General features: G+C 67.0%; 16 protein-coding genes. 7 read left to right on the top strand and 9 right to left on the bottom strand.

Annotated elements, in window-relative coordinates; all coding sequences use genetic code 11:
* Window positions 1-3: 3 nt before the first annotated feature.
* Window positions 4-1617 (bottom strand): methyl-accepting chemotaxis protein, encoded by a 1614-nt coding sequence (locus V3596_RS07905; RefSeq protein ID WP_334277130.1) that lies wholly within the window; start codon window positions 1615-1617, stop codon window positions 4-6.
* A gap of 135 nt (window positions 1618-1752) precedes the next feature.
* Between V3596_RS07905 and V3596_RS07900 the strand changes: the two genes are divergently transcribed.
* The gene (locus V3596_RS07900; RefSeq protein ID WP_334277129.1) at window positions 1753-4098 is read left to right on the top strand and encodes a bifunctional diguanylate cyclase/phosphodiesterase; all 2346 of its coding nucleotides are present in this window, start codon (window positions 1753-1755) and stop codon (window positions 4096-4098) included.
* Between the two features lie 9 nt (window positions 4099-4107).
* On the opposite strand, the gene V3596_RS07895 is transcribed toward V3596_RS07900, so the two are convergent.
* The 4 genes from V3596_RS07895 to V3596_RS07880 all read right to left on the bottom strand — a co-directional run bounded on the left by V3596_RS07895 (window position 4108) and on the right by V3596_RS07880 (window position 6624).
* Window positions 4108-4326 carry a SlyX family protein gene (locus tag V3596_RS07895; RefSeq protein ID WP_334277128.1) on the bottom strand — a complete coding sequence of 73 codons (219 nt, stop codon included), beginning with the start codon at window positions 4324-4326 and terminating at the stop codon, window positions 4108-4110.
* A 69-nt stretch (window positions 4327-4395) separates the two neighbouring features.
* Complete coding sequence (locus tag V3596_RS07890) at window positions 4396-5082, bottom strand: amino acid ABC transporter permease (protein WP_334277127.1); 687 nt, start codon at window positions 5080-5082, stop codon at window positions 4396-4398.
* Complete coding sequence (locus V3596_RS07885; RefSeq protein WP_334277126.1) at window positions 5079-5777, bottom strand: amino acid ABC transporter permease; 699 nt, start codon at window positions 5775-5777, stop codon at window positions 5079-5081. Before V3596_RS07885 ends, V3596_RS07890 begins: the two co-directional genes overlap by 4 nt.
* A gap of 7 nt (window positions 5778-5784) precedes the next feature.
* Entirely contained in the window at window positions 5785-6624 is an 840-nt protein-coding gene (locus tag V3596_RS07880; RefSeq protein WP_334277125.1) for an ABC transporter substrate-binding protein, read from the bottom strand.
* 137 nt (window positions 6625-6761) lie between these two features.
* On the opposite strand from V3596_RS07880, the gene V3596_RS07875 reads away from it, so the two are divergent.
* Together V3596_RS07875 and V3596_RS07870 are read left to right on the top strand one after the other, a co-directional pair.
* Window positions 6762-7649, top strand: a complete 888-nt coding sequence (locus tag V3596_RS07875; RefSeq protein WP_334277124.1) for a dienelactone hydrolase family protein — start codon at window positions 6762-6764, stop codon at window positions 7647-7649.
* Between the two features lie 62 nt (window positions 7650-7711).
* Window positions 7712-8836, top strand: coding sequence for a GGDEF domain-containing protein (locus V3596_RS07870; RefSeq protein WP_334277123.1), 1125 nt, complete (start codon window positions 7712-7714; stop codon window positions 8834-8836).
* 7 nt (window positions 8837-8843) lie between these two features.
* Here V3596_RS07870 and V3596_RS07865 read toward each other — a convergent pair whose 3' ends face one another.
* Together V3596_RS07865 and V3596_RS07860 are read right to left on the bottom strand one after the other, a co-directional pair.
* Entirely contained in the window at window positions 8844-9470 is a 627-nt protein-coding gene (locus V3596_RS07865; protein ID WP_334277122.1) for a redoxin family protein, read from the bottom strand.
* 52 nt (window positions 9471-9522) lie between these two features.
* Complete coding sequence (locus tag V3596_RS07860; RefSeq protein WP_334277121.1) at window positions 9523-11583, bottom strand: protein-disulfide reductase DsbD family protein; 2061 nt, start codon at window positions 11581-11583, stop codon at window positions 9523-9525.
* 194 nt (window positions 11584-11777) lie between these two features.
* Between V3596_RS07860 and V3596_RS07855 the strand changes: the two genes are divergently transcribed.
* The 3 genes from V3596_RS07855 to V3596_RS07845 are packed head-to-tail and all read left to right on the top strand — an operon-like array spanning window position 11778 to window position 14900.
* On the top strand, window positions 11778-12959 hold the full coding sequence (locus tag V3596_RS07855; protein ID WP_334277120.1) for an efflux RND transporter periplasmic adaptor subunit: 1182 nt from the start codon (window positions 11778-11780) through the stop codon (window positions 12957-12959).
* Window positions 12956-14200: an ABC transporter permease gene (locus V3596_RS07850; RefSeq protein WP_334277119.1), complete on the top strand. Its 1245-nt coding sequence runs from the start codon at window positions 12956-12958 to the stop codon at window positions 14198-14200. Before V3596_RS07855 ends, V3596_RS07850 begins: the two co-directional genes overlap by 4 nt.
* A complete protein-coding gene (locus V3596_RS07845; protein WP_334277118.1) occupies window positions 14193-14900 on the top strand; it encodes an ABC transporter ATP-binding protein in 708 nt (235 codons plus the stop codon). The genes V3596_RS07850 and V3596_RS07845 overlap by 8 nt, the downstream gene beginning before the upstream one ends.
* A 10-nt stretch (window positions 14901-14910) precedes the next feature.
* Here the strand turns inward: V3596_RS07845 and V3596_RS07840 are convergent, their stop codons facing one another.
* Entirely contained in the window at window positions 14911-17400 is a 2490-nt protein-coding gene (locus V3596_RS07840) for a TonB-dependent receptor plug domain-containing protein (protein ID WP_334277117.1), read from the bottom strand.
* 299 nt (window positions 17401-17699) lie between these two features.
* Between V3596_RS07840 and V3596_RS07835 the strand changes: the two genes are divergently transcribed.
* On the top strand, window positions 17700-18209 hold the full coding sequence (locus V3596_RS07835) for a hypothetical protein (protein ID WP_334277116.1): 510 nt from the start codon (window positions 17700-17702) through the stop codon (window positions 18207-18209).
* Between the two features lie 8 nt (window positions 18210-18217).
* On the opposite strand, the gene V3596_RS07830 is transcribed toward V3596_RS07835, so the two are convergent.
* Window positions 18218-18988, bottom strand: a complete 771-nt coding sequence (locus V3596_RS07830; RefSeq protein WP_334277115.1) for a Crp/Fnr family transcriptional regulator — start codon at window positions 18986-18988, stop codon at window positions 18218-18220.
* Window positions 18989-19100: the final 112 nt, after the last annotated feature.

Here is a 19100-nt window from a genome sequence, read left to right as displayed (position 1 = left end):
GGATTAGGCGGCCTTGGAGGCTCGGCGCAGGGAGACCGCATCGGGCATGCCGCGCTGGCGGTCACGCACGTCGAGCGTGAACACCTTGACCGAGTCGGCCAGGATCTGGGCCCGTTCGCGGCTGGCACCGGCCGAAGCGGCCAGCTGCTCCACCATGGCGGCATTCTGCTGGGTGAGGCCGTCGAGTTGGGCCACCGCCTCGTTGATCTGCGTGATGCCGCTGAGCTGTTCGCGCGAGGCGCCGCTGATGCCGGTGACCAGTTGCGAGACCTGGCCCACATGGTCGACCGTGCGCGCAATGATCTCGGCCACCTGTTCGGACTGGCGCACGCCGGTCGCGATGGTGGCGTCTGAATGCTCGACCAGGGTCCGGATCTCCTTGGCGGCTGTCGTCGTGCGCTGGGCCAGGGCACGCACCTCGGCCGCCACGACAGCAAAGCCGCGCCCCGACTCGCCGGCACGGGCCGCTTCCACGGCCGCATTCAGCGCCAGGATATTGGTCTGGAAGGAGATGCTGTCGATCACGCCCGTGATCTCGTCGATGCGGCGCGAGGCCTCGCGGATGGTCTGCATGGTGGCGCTCATCTCGCGCACGGCGACGGCGCTGCGCTCTGTTTCGCCCGCGGTCTGCGTGGCCAGGCGCGCGGCCTGTTCGGCGCCATCGGCGTTGTTGCGCACCGCGCCGGTGATCTGCTCCATCGAGGCCGCGGTCTGTTGCAGATTGCTGGCCTGCGCTTCGGTGCGGCTCGACATCTCCACATTGCCGGTGGCGATTTCGTTGATCGACAGATCGATCTGGTGCACCTCGCGTCGGGCATCGCCGACGATGGATTGCAGGTTCACATTCAATTGGTTCAGTGCCGTTTCGAGCTCGCCAATGGCGTCCTTGCGATGCGCATGCAGGCTTTGCGTCAGGTCGCCTGCCGCCATGCAGTTGGCGAAATGGACCAGCGCCTTCATGGGCGCCAGCACCAGCTGCGACTGCCACAGGTGCACGGCCATTGCCAGGAGCAGCGCAAGGGCATAGCCCCACCATTGCTGGCCGATCACGCTCGCGCAGACATACACCAGCAGCGAGAGGCTCAGGGGCAGCGCCGCTTGCCGGTGACGGCCCAGCAGCTCAATGGCGCGATCAAGGCGGCCGTGCCAGCCGACGCGCACCAGCGCGCCCTGATGCAGCCGCAGGCTCAGCGGCTGGCCGGCCAGCTCCTCGCCGCGGAGCTGGCGGTACAGCGCCTGTGCGCCTTCGATTTCGGCGCGGCTGGGCTGGGTGCGCACCGACATATAGCCGACCGGCTTGCCGCCTTCGAGCAGCGGCGTGACATTGGCCTTGACCCAGTAATGCCCGCCATCCTTGCGGCGATTGACCACGAGGCCGGTCCAGGGGTGACCGTCGGCCACTGTCTGCCAGAGATCCCGGAAGGCTTCCTCGGGCATGTCCGGGTGACGTATCAGGTTGTGGGGCTGACCCAGCAGCTCCTCGCGTGAAAAACCGCTGAGCTCCACGAAGGCGCTGTTGCAATGAAGAATGCGGCCTTTCAGGTCGGTGGTCGAGACAAGCGTCGCTCCGTCGGGGAACTGGTGTTCCTGGCCGGTGATCGTGCCGTTGTGGCGCATGACAGGTCCTTCCTTTGTTAGGCCGGCCGCTGGCCTTGTTCTTGTCGTACCGGCATCACACTAGTTTGAGCAAGATCATGATGCACTGAGTTGATTGAAATCAACCCAGTCATTGCTCAAGTACCATCACCGGCCATGCCGCACAAATTGACCGGCCCGCTGGTACGCGACCTCATCGTTGCCCTGCTCAAGGACGGCGAGCTGTGGCAGCGGCCGTTCGTCGATGCTGCCCGGCACCTGCTGCAGGTGGCGGTCCAGCATGCCCATCTCAGCATTGCGACTCTCTGGCTGCGCGAGTCGGCCACCTCGTCCAATCTCGCTTGCGTGGCGGCGGTGGACGCGGACAAGCCAGGCCCGGGCATGGAAGGCCAGCTCATCAATGGCGACAGCTGTCCCGTCTACATCGCCGCGCTGGGCCGGTACCGCGTGCTGCCGGTCAATGATGTCAGCCAGCATGCGGACTGCCAGGAGCTGCTGAAGTCCTATTTCGAGCCGCAGGGCGTGGTCTCGCTGCTGGATGCCACCCTGCGGCATCGCGGCGAGCTGGCTGGCGTGCTGTGCCTGGAGCAGCGCGGCCAGAAGCGCGAATGGAGCGAGACCGAGATCGGTTTTGCTGCCGACCTGGTGGACCTGATCGGCCAGCTCTGGCTGTTCAGCGAACTGCGTCGGCGTGGCGAATTGCAGGCGCTGCTGCTGAGCATCGCGCCCGAGCTGGGCCGTGACCATTCCGTGGAGCAGTTGGCGCGCCTGGCCTTGTCCAAGCTGCTGCTGTTCTACCCGGGCATGCGAGCCGCTTTCTTCACCTACAACGCGCAGGCACGCGTTGTGGACCTGGTGGCTTTCGATGGCGAGGGTCTGGAGCAGGTGTTCACGCCCGAGCGCAGGCGCCTGCCCGTCGAGGGCACGGTCTCGGGGGCCGCGATAGCGGCAGGGCATATCGTCCAGATTCCCAATTTCGAGCAATCGGCACAAGCCAGCACAAGCACCGGCAAGGTCGCGGCGGCGCGAGGCGTGCGCTGCGCCGTGGGCATTCCCTTGATCCACGAGGGCCAGGCCATCGGCACGGTGACGCTGTGGCTGCGCGACCGCAATGCCTTGCGCGAAGAGGACCTGGAAGCCTTCGAGCTGATCGCCACCACCTTCTCCGTGGCCCTGGCCAATGCGCATCATGTGATCGAGCTGCGCCATCGCACCCTGCATGACGCGCTGACCGGCCTGCCCAACCGCCACAAGCTCTTGCTGGACCTGCAGGAGCTGATGAACGAGCGCAATGGCCAGGCCGAGCCCGCAGGCATGGGCCTGATGCTCTTGAAGCTGCGGCAGCTGGAGCAGGTCCATCATGCGCTGGGCCGCGCCAACGGCGACCGCCTGGTGCAGTTGCTGGCCAGCAAGGCGGACGGTCTGGCCACATCGCTCGGTTGCCAGACCTACCGCCTGGGCGAGGATGAGCTGGCCATCGTCAACCCCGGCCATCTGGCGCCGGGCATGGCGCGCGAGGCGGCCAACCGCATCCAGGAGGCGCTGCAGGAGCCGGTTGAACTCGGTGGCCTGACGCTGATCATGCGGACCCGCGCCGGCAGCGCCAAGTATCCCGACCATGCTCAGAGCGCCGGTGAACTCTTGCGTTGTGCCGATCTGGCCTTGCAGCAGGCCGTCGAGACGCAGGCGCAGCGGGCTCGCTACACGCCCGAAATGCAGGGTGCCGGCCCGAAGGCGATGGAACTATTGGCCGACCTGAGCCGCGCGCTGGAGGGCGAGGAGCTGCAGCTCTGGTTGCAACCCAAGCTTTCGCTGGCGACGGGCCAGCTCAGTGGCTGCGAGGCCCTGCTGCGCTGGCCGCATGCTATCCATGGCTGGATTGCGCCCGACCGGATCGTGCAGGTGGCCGAGAACGGCGACCTGATCGAGCGGCTGACGATGTGGGTGGCAAGGCGGGCCATCGCCGAGCTAGAACAGTTCGATGCCGTGGGCCTCGGCATCAGCATCAGCATCAATGTGTCCACCTACAACCTGATGGACGTGCAGTTCCCCGACAAGCTGCAGCAGCTGCTGGCCAGCCATGGCCTCGCGCCGCGCCGGCTGCGCCTGGAGATCACCGAGACCGCGCTGATGAGCGACCCGGCCCGCGCCAGCGAGGTGGTGGCGCGCCTGGCCGGGATGGGTTTTGCGGTCGAGGTGGATGACTTCGGCACCGGCTATTCATCGATGGCCTATCTGCGCCGCCTGCCCCTGGCCGCCATCAAGATCGACCGCACCTTCGTGGCCGAGATGGTGTCCAGCGAGCAAGATCGCCTGATCACGCAGGCCATGATCAAGCTGGCCCATGGGCTGCAGCTCTCGGTCGTGGCCGAAGGCATCGAGGACGAAGCCACGGCCGCACTCCTGCGAGATGCCGGCTGCGATGAAGGGCAGGGCTGGCTCTACGGCAAGGCGATGCCGCTGCAGCAGTTCCTGGCCTGGGCGGCTGACCGCAAGCCCTGAGTCGGGGCCTCAGTAATGAGGGGGCAACTCGTCGCGCAGGCTGCGCGCGGCGCCGGGCCCGGCCTCGGGCTGCTGATTGCGCAGCTCCACCAGCTCGCGCACCAGCAGGTCGATCTGCTGCTGCTGGCGGGCCACGGTGGCGTTCAGGTGGTCGAGCAGGTCTTCCGTGTAGCTGGCCTTGATCTCCAGCTCGGTGAGGCGGTCTTCCAGCGGATTTGAGTCTTGCATGGCTGTATTGGACTTCATTTGCCGCGGCGCGTCGGCCCGCCGCTTCAGCGGGGCTTCCCCGGCGCGGTGTCAGGGCTGCGGGCGCGCGCTCAGGCGGGTCTCCAGCGCATAGGCGATGCGCGAGAGGCCGAAGCAAAGGATGAAGTAGGTGAGGGCCAGCGTGGCGAAGATCTCGGCCGGCTTGACCAGCACCTGCGCATTGATCTGGTTGGCGATGTAGCTGAGTTCCGACAGGCCGATGATGGTGCCCAGCGATGTCTGCTTGATCGTCGAGACGAACTGGTTGACGAGCGAGGGCAGCATGTGGCGCAAGGCCTGCGGCAGCAGCACCAGGCGCATCGCTTGCGCATAGCTCAGGCCGAGGGACCGCGCGGCCTGCATTTGCCCGCCCGGCAGCGCCTGCAGGCCTGCCCGCACGATCTCGGCGAGATAGGCAGCGTCGAACAGCACGAGCGCCGCGAGCATGGTGTTGAACTGGTTGGTCTTCGAACCCGTGATCACCGGCAGGAAGAAATAGGCCCAGAACACCACCATCAGGAGCGGCGTGCCACGCACGACGAAGACGAGGCTGGATACCGGGATGCGTACCCAGGCCAGCGGGCTGACGCGCCCGAGCCCGAGCAGGATGCCCAGCGGTAGCGCGAGCAGCAGGCCGAGGCTGGCAAGCACCAGCGTCAACGCCAAACCCCCCAGCGGCCCGTTCGGATACTGGCCAACGAGAAAGTACAGCCAGTAGGTATCGATGAGTTCCATCATCTGGCTACCCGCACCGGATAGCGCTGCTGGAAGCCCCAGGCCAGCGCGGTGATGAAGAGGCTGATGCCGAGGTAGGCCACGGTGACCACCGCAAAGGTCTCGAAGCCGCGGAAGCTGGCCGTCTCCACACGCTGGGCCTGGTACATCAATTCAGCCGCGCCGATGACGGTGGCAATGCTGGTGTTCTTCCAGAGGTTCAGCGTCTGCGAGATCAGCGGCGGCACGGTGATGCGCAAGGCCTGAGGCAGCACCACGAAGCGCATGCCGCCGAGGAAGGACAGGCCCAGCGCGCGTGCCGCCTGCAACTGGCCTTCCGGCACGGCGCGCAGGCCGGAGCGAACGTCCTCGGCCATATAGGCGGCGGTGTAGAGCGTCAGGGCGATCAATGCGGCAGCCGCTTCAATATTGCCTGCATACAGCCAGGTCTTGATGTTCTCAGGGAGCAGCTCCGGCGCGCCGAAGTACCAGAACAGCATGTGGACCAGCAGCGGGATGTTGCGGATGGCTTCGACAAAGGCGAATCCCAAGGCGCGCGCCGCCTTCGAAGGGGCCAGGCGCAAGAGCGCGACCACAACGGCCAGTGGCAGCGCCAGCAGCAGCGTCAGCCCGGTGAGCTGCAGCGAGAAGATGAAGCCGGCCTGCAGCCATTCCAGGTACTGGCCTTGCAGCAGGGCGCTGAAATCGAGATGGGGCATGGGGCGTTCAGCCGTCCACCTTGTCCGAGTCGATCTTGAAGGTGCGGCGCGGGAACTTCAGCTTGCTCGTCGGGCCATACCATTTGTTGAACAGCCTATCTGCCTCACCGCTCTTCTCCAGCTCACGCAGCACGCCATCGACCTGTGCCTTGAGCTTGGCCTCGCCCTTCTTGATGCCGATGGCCAGCGGCTCGACGCTCAGGTTCTGGTCGAGGATCTGGTATTGGGCCTGCAAGGGCCCCAGCTTGGCGAACTGGTCGAGCAGCGAGACCTCGTCGTTCACCAGGGCGAGGCCCTTGCCCTGCTGCAGCGCCTGGAAGGCCTGCGGGCCGGTCTCGAAGGTCACTACGTCCACATTGGGCACGGCCTTGCGGATATTGGGTTCCTGCGTGCCGCCCTTGACCGTCACCACCTTCTTGCCGGACAGCTGCGGCACGGCCGTGATGCCGCTGGCTTTCTTGACCATCACCTTCTGGCCGGTGACAAAGGTGGTGAGCGAGAAGTCGATGACCGCTTCGCGTTCCTTGGTGTGGGTGAGGGACGCGGCCAGCAGGTCCACGCGGCCTTGCTGCAGCTCGGGAATGCGTGCTGCCACCGCGAGCTGCTTGAGCTTGAGCTTCACGCCCAGTTTGGCGGCCAGCGCATGGGCGAGGTCGACCTCATAGCCGACAAAGTCGCGCGTCTTGGCGTCGATGAAGCTGTTGGGCTCATCGGTGCCCAGCACACCGACCACCAGTTCGCCCTTCTTCTTGATGTCGTCGAGCTGGTCGGCATGGGCGCTTGGCAGACCCGACATCGTGGCGAAGAGGGCAAGCAGAGCGACGGCGTGGCGGCGGTTGAGGCTCATGCGGATTCCTTGGATGACGCGATGGTGCGCAGCTTACCCAAGGTTTGCACAGCTTTACCCGGCCGCAGTGGCAACCCTCATTGTTCGCGCTGTCGGCATGATTATTCTGTTGGGCCCAATACATCCAGGGCATTTCGATGACACGTCTGACCGCCAAGGACTTCCAGCCAGGGGTTTTGCAACTGTTCGACCAGTTCGTGCACGGCGACATCAGTCGTCGCGCTTTCATCGACCGCGCTGCCGGCATTGCCGGCAGTACTGCCGCCGCCACGGCGCTGCTTGCATCGCTGACGCCGCAGTTCGCACAGGCACAGCAAGTCAAGGCGGATGACACCCGCATCGCCACCCGCAAGCAGGGTTTCGATTCGCCTCAGGGCAATGGCCAGGTCAGCGGCTACCTGGCCAAGCCGGCCAGTGCCAAGGGCAAGCTGCCGGTGGTGCTGGTCGTGCATGAGAACCGCGGCCTGAATCCGCATATCGAAGACATCACCCGCCGCCTGGCGCTTGATGGCTTCCTTGCTTTCGCGCCAGATGCCCTGGCGCCGCTGGGCGGCTATCCGGGCGATGAAGACAAGGCCCGCGAGCTGTTCGGCAAGCTCGACCAGGGCAAGACCAAGGCAGACTTCATTGCCGCAGTCCGCGCGCTGCAGGCCTTGCCCGAGGGCAACGGCAAGGTCGGCGTGGTCGGCTTCTGCTACGGCGGCGGCATGGCGAACTTCCTGGCGACGCAGATACCGGATCTGGCGGCAGCCGTGCCCTTCTATGGCGGCAACCCGCCGACCGAGGACGTGGCCAAGATCAAGGCGCCGCTCTTGATCAACTTTGCCGGCACCGACGAGCGTATCAACGCCGGCTGGCCCAAATACGAAGAGGCGCTGAAGGCCGCCGGCGCTCGCTATGAAGCCTATGTCTATGCCGGCACCCAGCACGGCTTCAACAACGACACCACGCCGCGTTTCGACGCTGCGGCTGCCAAGCTGGCCTGGGATCGCACGATTGCCCACTTCAGGAAGCACCTGGGCTGATTGGGTAGCGGGCTTCAGGCCGTACAGTCGGGGTCCTTCGCACCCCGACTGCCCCTGGCACGATGCTGATCGATCAACTCAAGGCCGAGAACCAGGCGCTCAAGCGCCAGCTTGACGCGCTCTTGCAAGCGGCGCGGGCCAATGAAGAAAAGATGCGCCGCTTCGACCAGCTGGAACACCAGCTGATCGGTGCCGGCTCCTTGCTTGAGCTTTTGCGCATGCTGCTGGGCGAGTACCGGGCGGCCTTCGGTGTGGAGCAGATTGGCGTTGCCCTGGTGGACAGCGAAGGCGAAACCCGTCGCCTGCTGCAGCTCGAGCAGCCGAGCGACAGCACACTGAGCGCCGGCCTTCGCCTGCTGGACACCGCGGCGCCGCTGCAGGCGCTGCATGCCTTGCCCTGGAAGCCCTGGTTGGGCCGGTTCGACCCCGCGCGCCACGCCGGGCTGTTCAGCGCGATGCCGGTGGGCATGCTGCGTTCAGTGGCCTTGCTGCCGCTGTCCCGCCACGGCCAGCTGATAGGCAGCCTGCATTTCGGCAGCACCGACCCGCAGCGCTATGAAGCCGGCGCCGGCACCCAGTTCCTGGAGCGGCTGAGCGCCATCGTCTCGGTCTGCCTGGAAAGCGCCCTGAACCAGGAGCGCGTCAAGCGCGCCGGCCTGACGGACGCGCTGACGGGCGTGCACAACCGCCGCTATTTCGAGCATCGCCAACTGGTCGAGATCAGCCTCAGCATCCGTTACCGCCAGCCGCTGGCCTGCATGTTCCTGGACATCGACCATTTCAAGCGCATCAACGACGGCCATGGCCACGGTGCTGGCGATGCGGTACTGCGCCAGGTGGGGCAGCTGATCCAGGGGCAACTGCGCTTGGGCGACACGATTGCGCGTTGGGGTGGCGAAGAGTTCGTCGTGCTCTTGCCGCGCACCAGCGGCGTCCAGGCCGCCGAGATTGCAGAGCGCATCCGCTCTGCCATCGCGCAGCATGGCCTGCCCCTGCCGGGCGGCGGCGAGTTGCCGGTCACCACCTCGATCGGTGTGGCGATGCTGCGTATCGATCCGAGCATCCGTGAGCCGCGGCTGATTGCCGAAGGCCTGATCAAGAACGCCGATCAGGCCTTGTACGCAGCCAAGGAGGGCGGGCGCAACCGCGTGGTCAGCGGTCCGGAGCCAGGGTCTTTCGAGGGCTGAATCCCGCTCAGCTCTTCGCGTACTTCACCGAACAGCCATAGGGCTTGGTGTTGGCCGGATTGGGCTTGCGGCCCGCCGCCACCTCGGCCAAGGCCAGCTTCACATACGGCTCGGCGCGCGCCAGGTCTTCGACCTTGTTGGTGGCGATGCTGTCGATGCCGCCCTTGTAGACCAGCTGGCCCTCGGGGCTGACGATGTAGATGTGCGGCGTGGTTTGGGCACCGTAGAGTTTGCCGAGTTGGCCGCTCGGGTCGAGCAGGGTGTTGTTCGGTGCCGCGCCGCGCTTGCTGTTCAGCTCGGCGGCTTGCGCGCCTTCCACAAAACCTTGCTCACCCGGGGCTGACGAAATCACCTGCAGCCAGACGACGCCCTTGGCCGCGGCGTCCTTCTGCAGAGTCGGTATGTTGCCGCTGTTGTAGTGCTTTTTCACATAGGGGCAGTCGTGATTGGTCCATTCCAGCACCACGGTCTTGCCCTTGAAGCTGGCCAGGTCTACGGCTTTGCCATCGGCGCCACGCGCGCTGAAGGCCGGTGCGGCCTGGTCCAGCTGGGCCTGGGCCTGTGCGAAGCCGGTGGCGGCCGTGGCAGCGAAGAGGGCGCTGACCAGCAGCAGACGGCGTTGCAGATGCTTCATGAGAATCTCCCGAGACAGAGGTAGATGAAGAAGAGTTGGAACCGGCTGGGCCTCAGGGCCTGCCGCGCAAGGCGTCCAGCACGATGCCAGGCGTCAGCAATTGGGGCAAGACTTTCGGCGCAGCCCCGGGCGCATAAAACAGGTAGAGCGGCACGCCGCTGCGGCCATGTTCGGCCAGCAGCGCGCTGATCTGCGGGTCTTGATGGGTCCAGTCGCCCTTGAGGTAGCTGATGCCGAGCTCGCTGAAGGCGGCTTTCACCTCTGTTGACGACAGCGCCACGCGCTCGTTGACCAGGCAACTGATGCACCAGGCCGCTGTCAGGTTGATGAACACCGGCTTGCCTTGCTCGCGCAGGGTGGCCAGGCGTTCCGGCGTGTAGGCCTCGAAATTCTGCTTGGTCACGCTTTGCGCCGCCTGCGGCTGCAGGCTGCTGGCCAGCACGACAACCAGGGCCAGAGCAAGGACGGCAGACAAACTGCCAACGACTTTCCAGTGCCCGCAAGCCGCGCGACTGACACCATGCAGCCAGGCCGCCAGTGCGATCAATGCCATGCCGGAGAGCGCCAGCAACACACCCTGCGGCCCCTGCTGTTGAGCCAGCACCCAGGTCAGCCAGATCGCCGCGCCATACATCGGGAAGGCCAGCCCCTGCTTGAGCACATCCATCCAGGCGCCGGGGCGCGGCATCAGGCGCTGGAGGGCCGGCCACCAGCTGAGCAGCAAATAGGGCAGGGCGAGTCCGAGGCCCAGGCTCAGGAATACGGCAAGCAACTCAACCGCCGGCTGCGCCAGTGCGAAAGCAATGGCCGCGCCCATGAAAGGCGCTGTGCAGGGCGTGGCCACGACGGCCGCCAGCACGCCGCTGAAGAAGCTGCCGGCCAGGCCAGCCTTCGCAGCGAGACCTGAACCCAGCCCACCGAGGCCGGCGCCGATATGGAGCAGGCCTGACAGCGACAGGCCGAGCCCGAACAGCAGCCAGGCCACACCGAGCACGAACAGCGGCGACTGGAACTGCAGGCCCCAGCCGATCTGGCCGCCGGCCGCGCGCAAGGCCACGAGCGCACCAGCCAGCGCCGCGAAACTGGCCAGCACGCCGGCCGTGTACGCCAGGCCATGCTGCCGGGCCTCGCGCGCTTCGCCATGGGCCTGCTGCACCAGGCTGAAGGCCTTGATCGACAGCACCGGAAACACGCAGGGCATCAGGTTCAGCACCAGGCCGCCGAGCAGTGCCAAGAGGATCGCTGGCAGCAGGCCGAGGTCGGCCTCGCTGCTGCTTGAGCCCGCTTGAGGCGCTGCAGCGAGCAAGCTGCTCAATTGGTAGCCCCGCCGCGCGGCGCCCTCGCCCAGCACCAGCAGACCTTCGAGCCGCTCGCCGAGCTTGAGCGGCGTCTCGCCCGGCTTGACCAGCAAGCGCCACTGCGAGCCCTCGCGCCGCAGGTCTTGTGCACTCGCATGCCGCACCTGGCCCCAGGCGCCCGCAAAGAACTGCGCAGCCGGTTGCTGATTGGCGTGGGCCGGCCAGCTGATTTGCAGGCCCTCTGTCGACTGCACGACCTGCACCGGCCAGGGCGCTGCAGCGGGAAGCGCGGCCTTGGCCTGCTGGATCAGCGCTGCGTCCGACGAAGGTACGGCTTCGGCAGCGACCGGCAGGCTCAGGGCGAGCTTGGCGTCCTGAGGAATGCAGACATCCTTGCAGACCAGCCAGCTGACGCTGGCCGACAGCCGGGCCGTGCCACCGGGCTTGAGGTCGGCCGGCAACTGCACCTCGCTGAGCAGCAGCACCTGCTCGCTGTAGCCATAGTTGCTCAGCGGGCCGATGTCGATGCGCTCGGGCGTGGGCCACTGGATGGGGCCGGCCTTGGCGCCGGCGGGCAGCGACCAGTCGATGCTGGTGGCCTGGCCCGAGTCGCCCGGGTTGATCCAGTAGGTGTGCCAATGCGGCGCGATGCGCTGCTCCAGCGCCAGCAGGAGTTTCTGGCCCGGCTGCACGCTGCTCGCCGGGCTGATCAGGCGGACCTTCACCTCGGCCGTGGCCGCGTGGTCGGTTTGTGCGATGGCGCTGGCGGCAAGCAGGAGGCCGGCCGCGGCCATGAGCAGGGTCTTCATCAGCATGGCGCGGATCCTAGTGGCAGTTTGTAAAGGCGTCGTTGCGGCCGCCGATGCAACACTGGTCGAATCACTTGTGCTGCACTTGATCGCGGTCATGCGCCAAGGGCCTGCTTGCGGATTCAATGGCGGGATTGCAAGAACTTGGGTCGAGGCGCGTGGTGGCGACAAGCAGGGACTGGTTGAGACAAGGGCACGGGATGCGGCTGCTCGCGCTGGCGGCGCTGCTTGCGTTGGCCGCGCTGGGTTGGCGCCTTTGGCAAGGGCCGCCGCTAGAGACCCTGGAACTGCGCCGCCAGGACCTGGTGCAGACCGTGGTGGTCAGCGGCCATGTCGAGACGCCGCACCGCGCCGACATCGCGGCCCAGATCACCGGCACCGTGCTGGAGGTGCCGGTGCGCGAGGGCCAGGCGGTGAAGGCCGGCGACCTGCTGGTGGCGCTCAACCCCGCCGAGGCACAGGCCGCGCTGGCCCAGGCCGACGCAGCCCTGGTGCAGGCCCGGGCTCAGCGGCGCCAGCTGGAGGAATTGCAGCGGCCCCAGGCCGAGCTGGCGCTGCGCCAGTCGGCCGCGACGCTGGACACCACGCGTGCCAGTGCTGACCGTGCCGAAGCCCTGTTTGCCCAAGGCTTCATCGGACAGGCAGCGCGTGACGAAGCGCAGCGCGCGCTGGTACTGGCCGACGCCCAGTGGCGCAGTGCGCAGCGCGCGCTGGAGGCATTGGCGCCGAACGGCAGCCAGTTCGCGCTGGCCGTGGCGGCGGTGGGCAGTGCCGAGGCCAATGCGGCGGCGGCCGCCGCGCGCCTGGCTTACACGCGGGTTCGCGCGCCGCAGGCGGGCCTGCTCATTGCCCGCAATGTGGAGGCCGGCGACGTGGTGCAGGCCGGCAAGCTGCTGATGACGCTGTCGCCGGCCGGCCAGACCCAGCTGGTCGCCGATGTGGATGAGAAGAACCTGCGGCTGCTAGCGCTCGGCCAGGCGGCCCTGGCCTCGGCAGATGCCTATCCGCAGCGCCGCTTCGACGCCCGGCTGGCCTACATCAACCCCGGCGTGAATGCACAGACCGGCGCGGTTCAGGTGAAGTTCGACCTGCCAGCGCCGCCCGCCGAACTGCGCCAGGACATGACCGTGTCCATCGACATCGAGGTGGCTCGCCGCCCGCAGGCCCTGCTGCTGCCGGTGGCGGCCTTGCGCGAGCCGGCGTCGGCCGCGCCCTGGGTGCTGCGGGTCGTGGAGGGCAGGGCCGAGCGCTGCGTGCCCAAGCTCGGCCTGCGTGCCGGCGGATGGGTGGAGGTGCTCGAAGGCCTGGCAGCGGGCGACCGCGTGCTGCCGGCCACGGCTGGTCTTGCGGTGGGTGACCGGGTGAGGGTGGCCGCGCCGTGAGCTGGACAGCCTGGCGCCCGCGCGCGCCGTTCGAGTGGATCGTCGCCCTGCGCTTTCTGCGAGAGGGGCGCTTGCAGACCTTGTTCATCGTTGTCGGCGTGGCCATCGGCGTCGGCGTCATCGTGTTCATGTCGGCCTTGCTGGCCGGTCTGCAGGGCAACTTCATCCAGCGCGTGCTGTCCGCACAGGCGCACATCCAGTTGCTGCCGCCGCGCGCCGTGACGCGGCCGCTGCTCGCCGCCGATGCCGACCAGCGCGTGGTGACCACCGTGCAGCCGCCGCAGCAGCGCGTGCGCACGGTGGACCAATGGCGCGCGGTGCGTGAGCAGGTCCAACGGTTGCCGCAGGTCCGGGTGGTGACGCCGGTGGCCGCTGGATCGGCGCTGGTGCTGCGCGGCACCGCGAGCAAGGCGGTGTCGGTCAGCGGCATCGAGCCCGAGAGCTACTTCCGCATCGTCGACCTGTCGGAAAAAATTGTCCGCGGCAGTGCGCGGCTGTCGAGCAGCGACGTGCTCATCGGCACCGAGCTGGCCAGCGACCTGGCCGTGGATGTCGGCGACAAGCTGCGGCTCAGTGCCGCCAGCGGTGCGGTGATGGTGTTCAACATCAGCGGCGTCTTCGACCTCGGCAACAAGGGCGCCAATGAGCGCAGCGTGTTCCTGCCCTTGCGCGGCGCGCAGAGCTTGCTCGGTCTGAGTGGCCAGGTGACCAGCCTCGAGGTCACGGTCAGGGACGTCTATGCCGCCGAAGAGGTGGCGCAGCGCATCGCGGCCGATACCGGCGTGGAGGCCGACAGCTGGATCAAGGCCAGCGCCCAGTTTTTCTCGGCGATCAGTGCGCAGACCACGGCCAACCGGGCGATCCGCTTCTTCGTCGGCCTGTCGGTCGCCTTCGGCATCGCCAGCGTGCTGGTGGTGGTCGTGGTGCAGAAGTCGCGCGAGATCGGCATCCTGCGTGCCATGGGCATCTCGCAGGCTCAGGTCATGCGCGTGTTCCTGCTGCAGGGCGGGCTGCTGGCCTGCGGCGGTGGCCTGGCGGGCTGTGCCATCGGCGGGCTGGCCCTGGTGGCCTGGCAGCAGCTTGCGCGCAATGCCGACGGCACGCCGCTGTTCCCGCTCAGCTTCGACCCCATGCTCTACCTGGTGGCACTGTTGGTGGCCACTGTGACCGGCCTGCTGGCCGCCTACGCCCCGGCTCGCCGTGCCGCGCGGCTTGATCCTGTGGTGGCCATCCGTGGATAGCAAATCAAGCACACCGGTCGTGGCCTTGCGCCAGGTGCGCAAGGCCTTCAATGTCGGCACGCCGATCGAGACCGAGATCCTGCACGGTATCGACCTCACGCTCGAGCGGGGCGAGTTCTGTGCCGTGATGGGGCCTTCGGGGTCGGGCAAGAGCACCTTGCTCAACATCGTCGGCCTGCTGGACCGGCCGACCAGCGGCAGCTTGAGCGTGACCGGGCAGGAAAGCACCGAACTCGACGATGCGGCGCTGACCCGCTTGCGCGGCCACACCATCGGCTTCGTGTTCCAGTACCACCACCTGCTCAGTGCCTTCACGGCCGTGGAGAACGTGATGATGCCCATGATGGGCGCGGCCGGATTTCAGACCCGCGAGATGCGCGAGCGAGCGGCCGGCCTGCTGGAGAGCGTCGGCCTGGCGAAATGGATCGACCAGCCGGCCGGGCGGCTCAGCGGCGGGCAGCAGCAGCGCGTGGCCGTGGCCCGCGCGCTGGCCATGAACCCGGCCCTGCTGCTGGCCGACGAGCCCACCGGCAACCTCGACACCAAGAGCGCAGACGAAGTGTTTGACCTGCTGCGCCGCTTCAATCGCGAGCACGGCACGGCGGTACTCTTCGTGACCCACAACGCGGAGCTTGCCACGCGCTGTGACCGCCTGATCGAGGTGGTGGACGGCCGGGTCACCGGCCGCACCACCGTCTAGCCGTGCAGGCTCAGAACGAGTACTTGCCGCGCACGAAGTAGCGCGCCCCGTTGATGCCGAAGGGCACGGTCTCCCAGCCATAGGTGAAGCCCAGCGCATTGAGCGGGAAGCCGGCCGCATCGCTCCATTTGTCCGGATGCACATTGAAGATGTTCTGGCCACCGAAGCTCAGGTCCAGCTGCTTGTTGATCTTCACATTCACCGACAGGTCGGTCAGCCACTTGGCGCCCCAGGTCTGCTTGACACCGGTGAAGCCCTGGCCGCTGACCTCGCCGTAGTAGCTGTTGTTGAGGTTGACGCGCCAGTCGCCGCTCTTCCAGCTGCCGCCGAACGCGCCACGGTGGCGCGGCAGCGCTTCCTGCAAGAGCGTGCGCTGGGTCTGGTCGAACAGCACCTCGCTGGACAGCAAGGTGCTCTGCGAATGGATGGCCGTGATCGTGGTCTTGTTGTAGCTGTAGGAGGCGTCGAGCGTCAGGGTGTCGCCACCTGACAGCTTCATCGTGTACTGGCCCACCAGATCGGCGCCCGTGGTCTTGGTGTCGATCGCATTGGTGAACAGCGTGGCCGCCCCGAGGTTCAGGTTGCGCAGGATCACGCGCACCGGGCAGACCTTGGCGTCGGTGCAGCTGCCTGAATTGGCCTCGGGCCCGATCTCGCTGGAGAAGACGATGCGGTCCTTGACTCGGATGCTGTAGAAGTCCGCCGTCAAGGACACACCCGGCGCCGGCTGCAGCGTCAGGCCCAGCGTGGCGCTCTTGGAGCGCTCCTCGCGCAGCGGCTGGATGCCGAAGGCCGCAGCCAGCGGGCTGCCCTGGCGGGCCGTGACGGTGTCGGTCAGTTGGCCCGAGGCGCCGAGCGTCGTCGAGACCTGGCTGAAATACTGCTGCTGGATGCCTGGCGCGCGGAAGCCCGTGTTGACCGAGCCGCGCAGCGACAGTGCGTCGCTCGCCTTGAAGCGCATCGACAGCTTGCCGGTCGTGTTCTTGCCGAAGTCCGAGTAGTCCTCGACACGCAGCGCGCCGCTGAGCAGCAGGCTGTCGGTGACCGAGGATTCGGCGTCGAGGTAGGCACCCAGGCTGCGGCGGCTCTTGTCCACCGCCGTGCCGGGCGTGAAACCGGGGAAGCCCTGGATGCCGGCTGCAGCGGCGCCGCCCGTCTGGTTGGCGATGAAGATGGCGCCGTTGTTGGTGCGGCCATAGGCATAGGAGACCGGATCGCCGGCCTGGATCTCGAAACCGTCCGAGCGCCATTCGGCGCCGGTGGCGACATAGAGCGGCTCCTTGCCGATGCCCCAGTCCAGTTGGCCCTTCAGGTCGAAGTTGGCGGTCGTCTGCTTGAACTTCAGGGTGCCGTCCTTGGCCGAGGTGGGCGTTTCGGCATAGATGCCGCCGCCCGGCTTGGGCTCGTAGTACCAGGAGACGTTGGCGGTATTGGCGGAAGCGAACTCGAACTGGTTGTGGCCGCGGTTGATGCTGGCGTCATAGCTCCAGGTCTTGCCCAAGGGTCCGCGCAGGCCCATGGCCATCGACCAGTCATCGCTGGTGGTCAGCAAGGTGGGCAGGAAGCCATTGGGATAGAGCGCCGGAATGGTGCGGCCGTCGCCGCCGGGGCGGAAGAAGCCGGAGGAGTTGCCCTCGCGGCCCGAGTAACCGCCGAAGAAGTAGAGCTCGCCTTCGCCCAGCGGCACTTCGCCGTTGGCCCACAGCAGCTTGCTCTTGGTGGCCGCGTCACCGATGCGCTGGGTCACCTTCGGCGGTGAAACGCGCAGCGAATCGAGGCCGGCGCGGTTGGTCTCGCCGCGGTCCACGTATTCGGCGCTGAGGTTCAGGAAGCCGTCGCCCAGCGCCATGCCGGCATTGGCACCGAGCTTCCAGGTGTCGCCGTCGCCCACGCTGGTCTGGCTGTATTCGCCGGTGAGCGTGCCGCCGCTGGCCTTGCGCTTCAGGATGATGTTGATGACGCCCGAGATCGCGTCAGAGCCGTATTGGGCCGAGGCGCCGTCGCGCAGCACTTCGATGCGTTCGATGGCCGACACCGGAATCGTGTTGATGTCGGTGCCGGCGGAGCCGCGGCCTATGCTTTGCTGCACATTGACCAGCGCCTGCTGATGGCGGCGCTTGCCGTTCACCAGCACCAGCACCTGGTCGGGGCCCATGCCGCGCAGCGAAGCCGGCCAGATCAGGTCGGTGCCGTCCGACACAAAGCTCTGCGGGAAGTTGAACGATGGGGCCAGCTCCTGCAGCAGCCGGCCCAGTTCCACCGCGCCACTGGCGGCGATGGTGGCGGCGTCGATCACGTCGACCGGCGAGGCGCTGTCGGCCACGCTGCGAACCGAGGCGCGGCTGCCCGTCACGGTGACGAGCTCCAGGCTCTTGGCCTTGTCCTCGGCCGGCTTGGCGTCTTGTGCCAGCGCCGAGCCGGCAGCCAGCGCGGCGGCCAGGGCCAGCAGCTGCGGCTTGAATCGCCGATGGATTCCGATAGTGGATGTGGATGCACGCATGGTCTTGTCCCTCTTGGTTGTTGGCCCTTGTCGGGCGCGCACCGCTGATGTTGATGGTCTGCTCTCGTGGAGCTGCCGCAGTGCGCGTGGCGAGCGTATCGGGCGCATATCGCACCGCCAGAGGGTTGCTACCAGGGTGTTGCGTGCACCGGACGGGTGCCTTGCATCAAGCGGTTCGGCCGTCCAGCAGCTTGCGGAGGGCGGCCAGCAGCGGCCGGCCCCTGTGTTTCAGTTGTTGCCTGTGGCGCCGCTTGGCCCCAAGATGCAATCGCCCGGTGTTGGCCGGGGAAGGGGCCGTCATGAGCACCGAACTGCAAAGCCGTTTGCTGGAATTGCGCAAGCAATTGCAAGACATCGTCGACGCCCGTTATGCCAAGGGCTTGAGCGAAGCTGAGCTGGACGAGCAGGCCGTGCAGGCAAGAGACTGCGACTACCTGCTCACCGCCTGCAAGCTGGCCCGCAGCGAGCGCGAGCAGGCGGCGCTGGAGCTCCCCTGGCTGTCAGCCGAACGGCAGGCTGATCCGCGCGAGTCGCTGCGGCGCATCCGCGAGATCTGCCAGCAAAGCCCCGACGCCTACAGCGCCGTCCAGGCCGTGCTGGTCACGCATCCGAACGTGCCTCGGACCAACCTGGCACCAGCGATCAAGATGTTCCGCACCGACTTGAGTCAGCTCTCGATGGAAGACCTGAACGGCCTGATCACCGCGGCCTGGAATGGCGGGCAGCAGGGCTTTGATGCGGTGTTGCGAACCCGCAAGAGCGCGCCACGCACGGCCACGCCTTCTCTCTGGTCCAGGCACGACGAGTAGCAGGGCGCCTAGGCGTTGCTGGCATCGCCGAGTTGGGTCAGCGTGGCGCTGCACAGTTCCACAGTGGCAATGCAGGCCAGGCCTTCGCGCTCGACCTCGGCCATCAGCGCGAGCCATGAGGACAGCCCTTCGAGGATGACCTTGGTTCGCGTGGTCGAGACCCAGCCGGCCTCGGTCAACTGGCCGAGATAGATCCAGGTCTGGCGGCGCGAGAGGCCCGAGAGCTGGCCCACAAAGGCCTGCGCTACAGGCAGCGGCAAGCGGCTCAAGCTCGGCCGCTGTGCGTGTGGTTGTGCGAGTGGTGGCGCGAGTGCGGTGGCCAGGGTGGCCAGCACGCTGACCAGGCGCTGGAAGCCGTTGCCGGCCAGGCGCATTGTGATCTGGTCCTGCAGCCGGGTCTCGGTGGCCGCGTGCAGGAGCGCGGTGTCGCCGCGGTCGTGGGAGTCGGGCGAGGCACTCAATTGCGACCGTGGCACGCTGATCGTCACCACGTCTACCAGCGCGTTGACCTCATAGCGCGCCGCCAGCTTGCCCAGCGGTGAATTCCAGCCAATCACGTCGCCCAGCCACAGCGCGGCCACAGCCACGCTGGAATTGCCGGCCACCTTGGCCATCAGGCAGGCCGCGCCGCTGCTGATGGCCACCCAGTCGCCGAGCTCGCTGCCGGCTTCGATGATGGTCTGGCCCCGCCGGTACGTCTTGACCCTGGCGTCTGTCATCCAGGCCTGGGTGGGCTCGGGCGGCACGTCGGGCCCACTGTTGGAACTGCTGCGTTTCATCCAGGAAATCTCTGTGGCGGTGGGCCACGCTTTTGCTGCCGTGCTTTTAGGTGATCCGGCGCAAACGTGGTCGACCGAACAAGGGGTGGCCAGGGGCCGCAATGCGGCTTGA

It is taken from the genome of Roseateles microcysteis, assembly GCF_036880965.1.
GTDB lineage: Bacteria > Pseudomonadota > Gammaproteobacteria > Burkholderiales > Burkholderiaceae_C > JAUASW01.
Note: the sequence above shows the minus strand (reverse complement) of the source record. Positions and strands in the feature narration are given on the sequence as shown.

Coding starts and splice junctions, on each gene's coding strand:
- V3596_RS07885 (WP_334277126.1), bottom strand. CDS start 5,777: ATGCCCCATCTCGATTTCAGCGCCCTGCTGCAAGGCCAGTACCTGGAA.
- V3596_RS07855 (WP_334277120.1), top strand. CDS start 11,778: ATGCGGCTGCTCGCGCTGGCGGCGCTGCTTGCGTTGGCCGCGCTGGGT.
- V3596_RS07880 (WP_334277125.1), bottom strand. CDS start 6,624: ATGAGCCTCAACCGCCGCCACGCCGTCGCTCTGCTTGCCCTCTTCGCC.
- V3596_RS07840 (WP_334277117.1), bottom strand. CDS start 17,400: ATGCGTGCATCCACATCCACTATCGGAATCCATCGGCGATTCAAGCCG.
- V3596_RS07905 (WP_334277130.1), bottom strand. CDS start 1,617: ATGCGCCACAACGGCACGATCACCGGCCAGGAACACCAGTTCCCCGAC.
- V3596_RS07900 (WP_334277129.1), top strand. CDS start 1,753: ATGCCGCACAAATTGACCGGCCCGCTGGTACGCGACCTCATCGTTGCC.
- V3596_RS07860 (WP_334277121.1), bottom strand. CDS start 11,583: ATGCTGATGAAGACCCTGCTCATGGCCGCGGCCGGCCTCCTGCTTGCC.
- V3596_RS07865 (WP_334277122.1), bottom strand. CDS start 9,470: ATGAAGCATCTGCAACGCCGTCTGCTGCTGGTCAGCGCCCTCTTCGCT.
- V3596_RS07875 (WP_334277124.1), top strand. CDS start 6,762: ATGACACGTCTGACCGCCAAGGACTTCCAGCCAGGGGTTTTGCAACTG.
- V3596_RS07895 (WP_334277128.1), bottom strand. CDS start 4,326: ATGCAAGACTCAAATCCGCTGGAAGACCGCCTCACCGAGCTGGAGATC.
- V3596_RS07890 (WP_334277127.1), bottom strand. CDS start 5,082: ATGATGGAACTCATCGATACCTACTGGCTGTACTTTCTCGTTGGCCAG.
- V3596_RS07830 (WP_334277115.1), bottom strand. CDS start 18,988: ATGAAACGCAGCAGTTCCAACAGTGGGCCCGACGTGCCGCCCGAGCCC.
- V3596_RS07835 (WP_334277116.1), top strand. CDS start 17,700: ATGAGCACCGAACTGCAAAGCCGTTTGCTGGAATTGCGCAAGCAATTG.
- V3596_RS07870 (WP_334277123.1), top strand. CDS start 7,712: ATGCTGATCGATCAACTCAAGGCCGAGAACCAGGCGCTCAAGCGCCAG.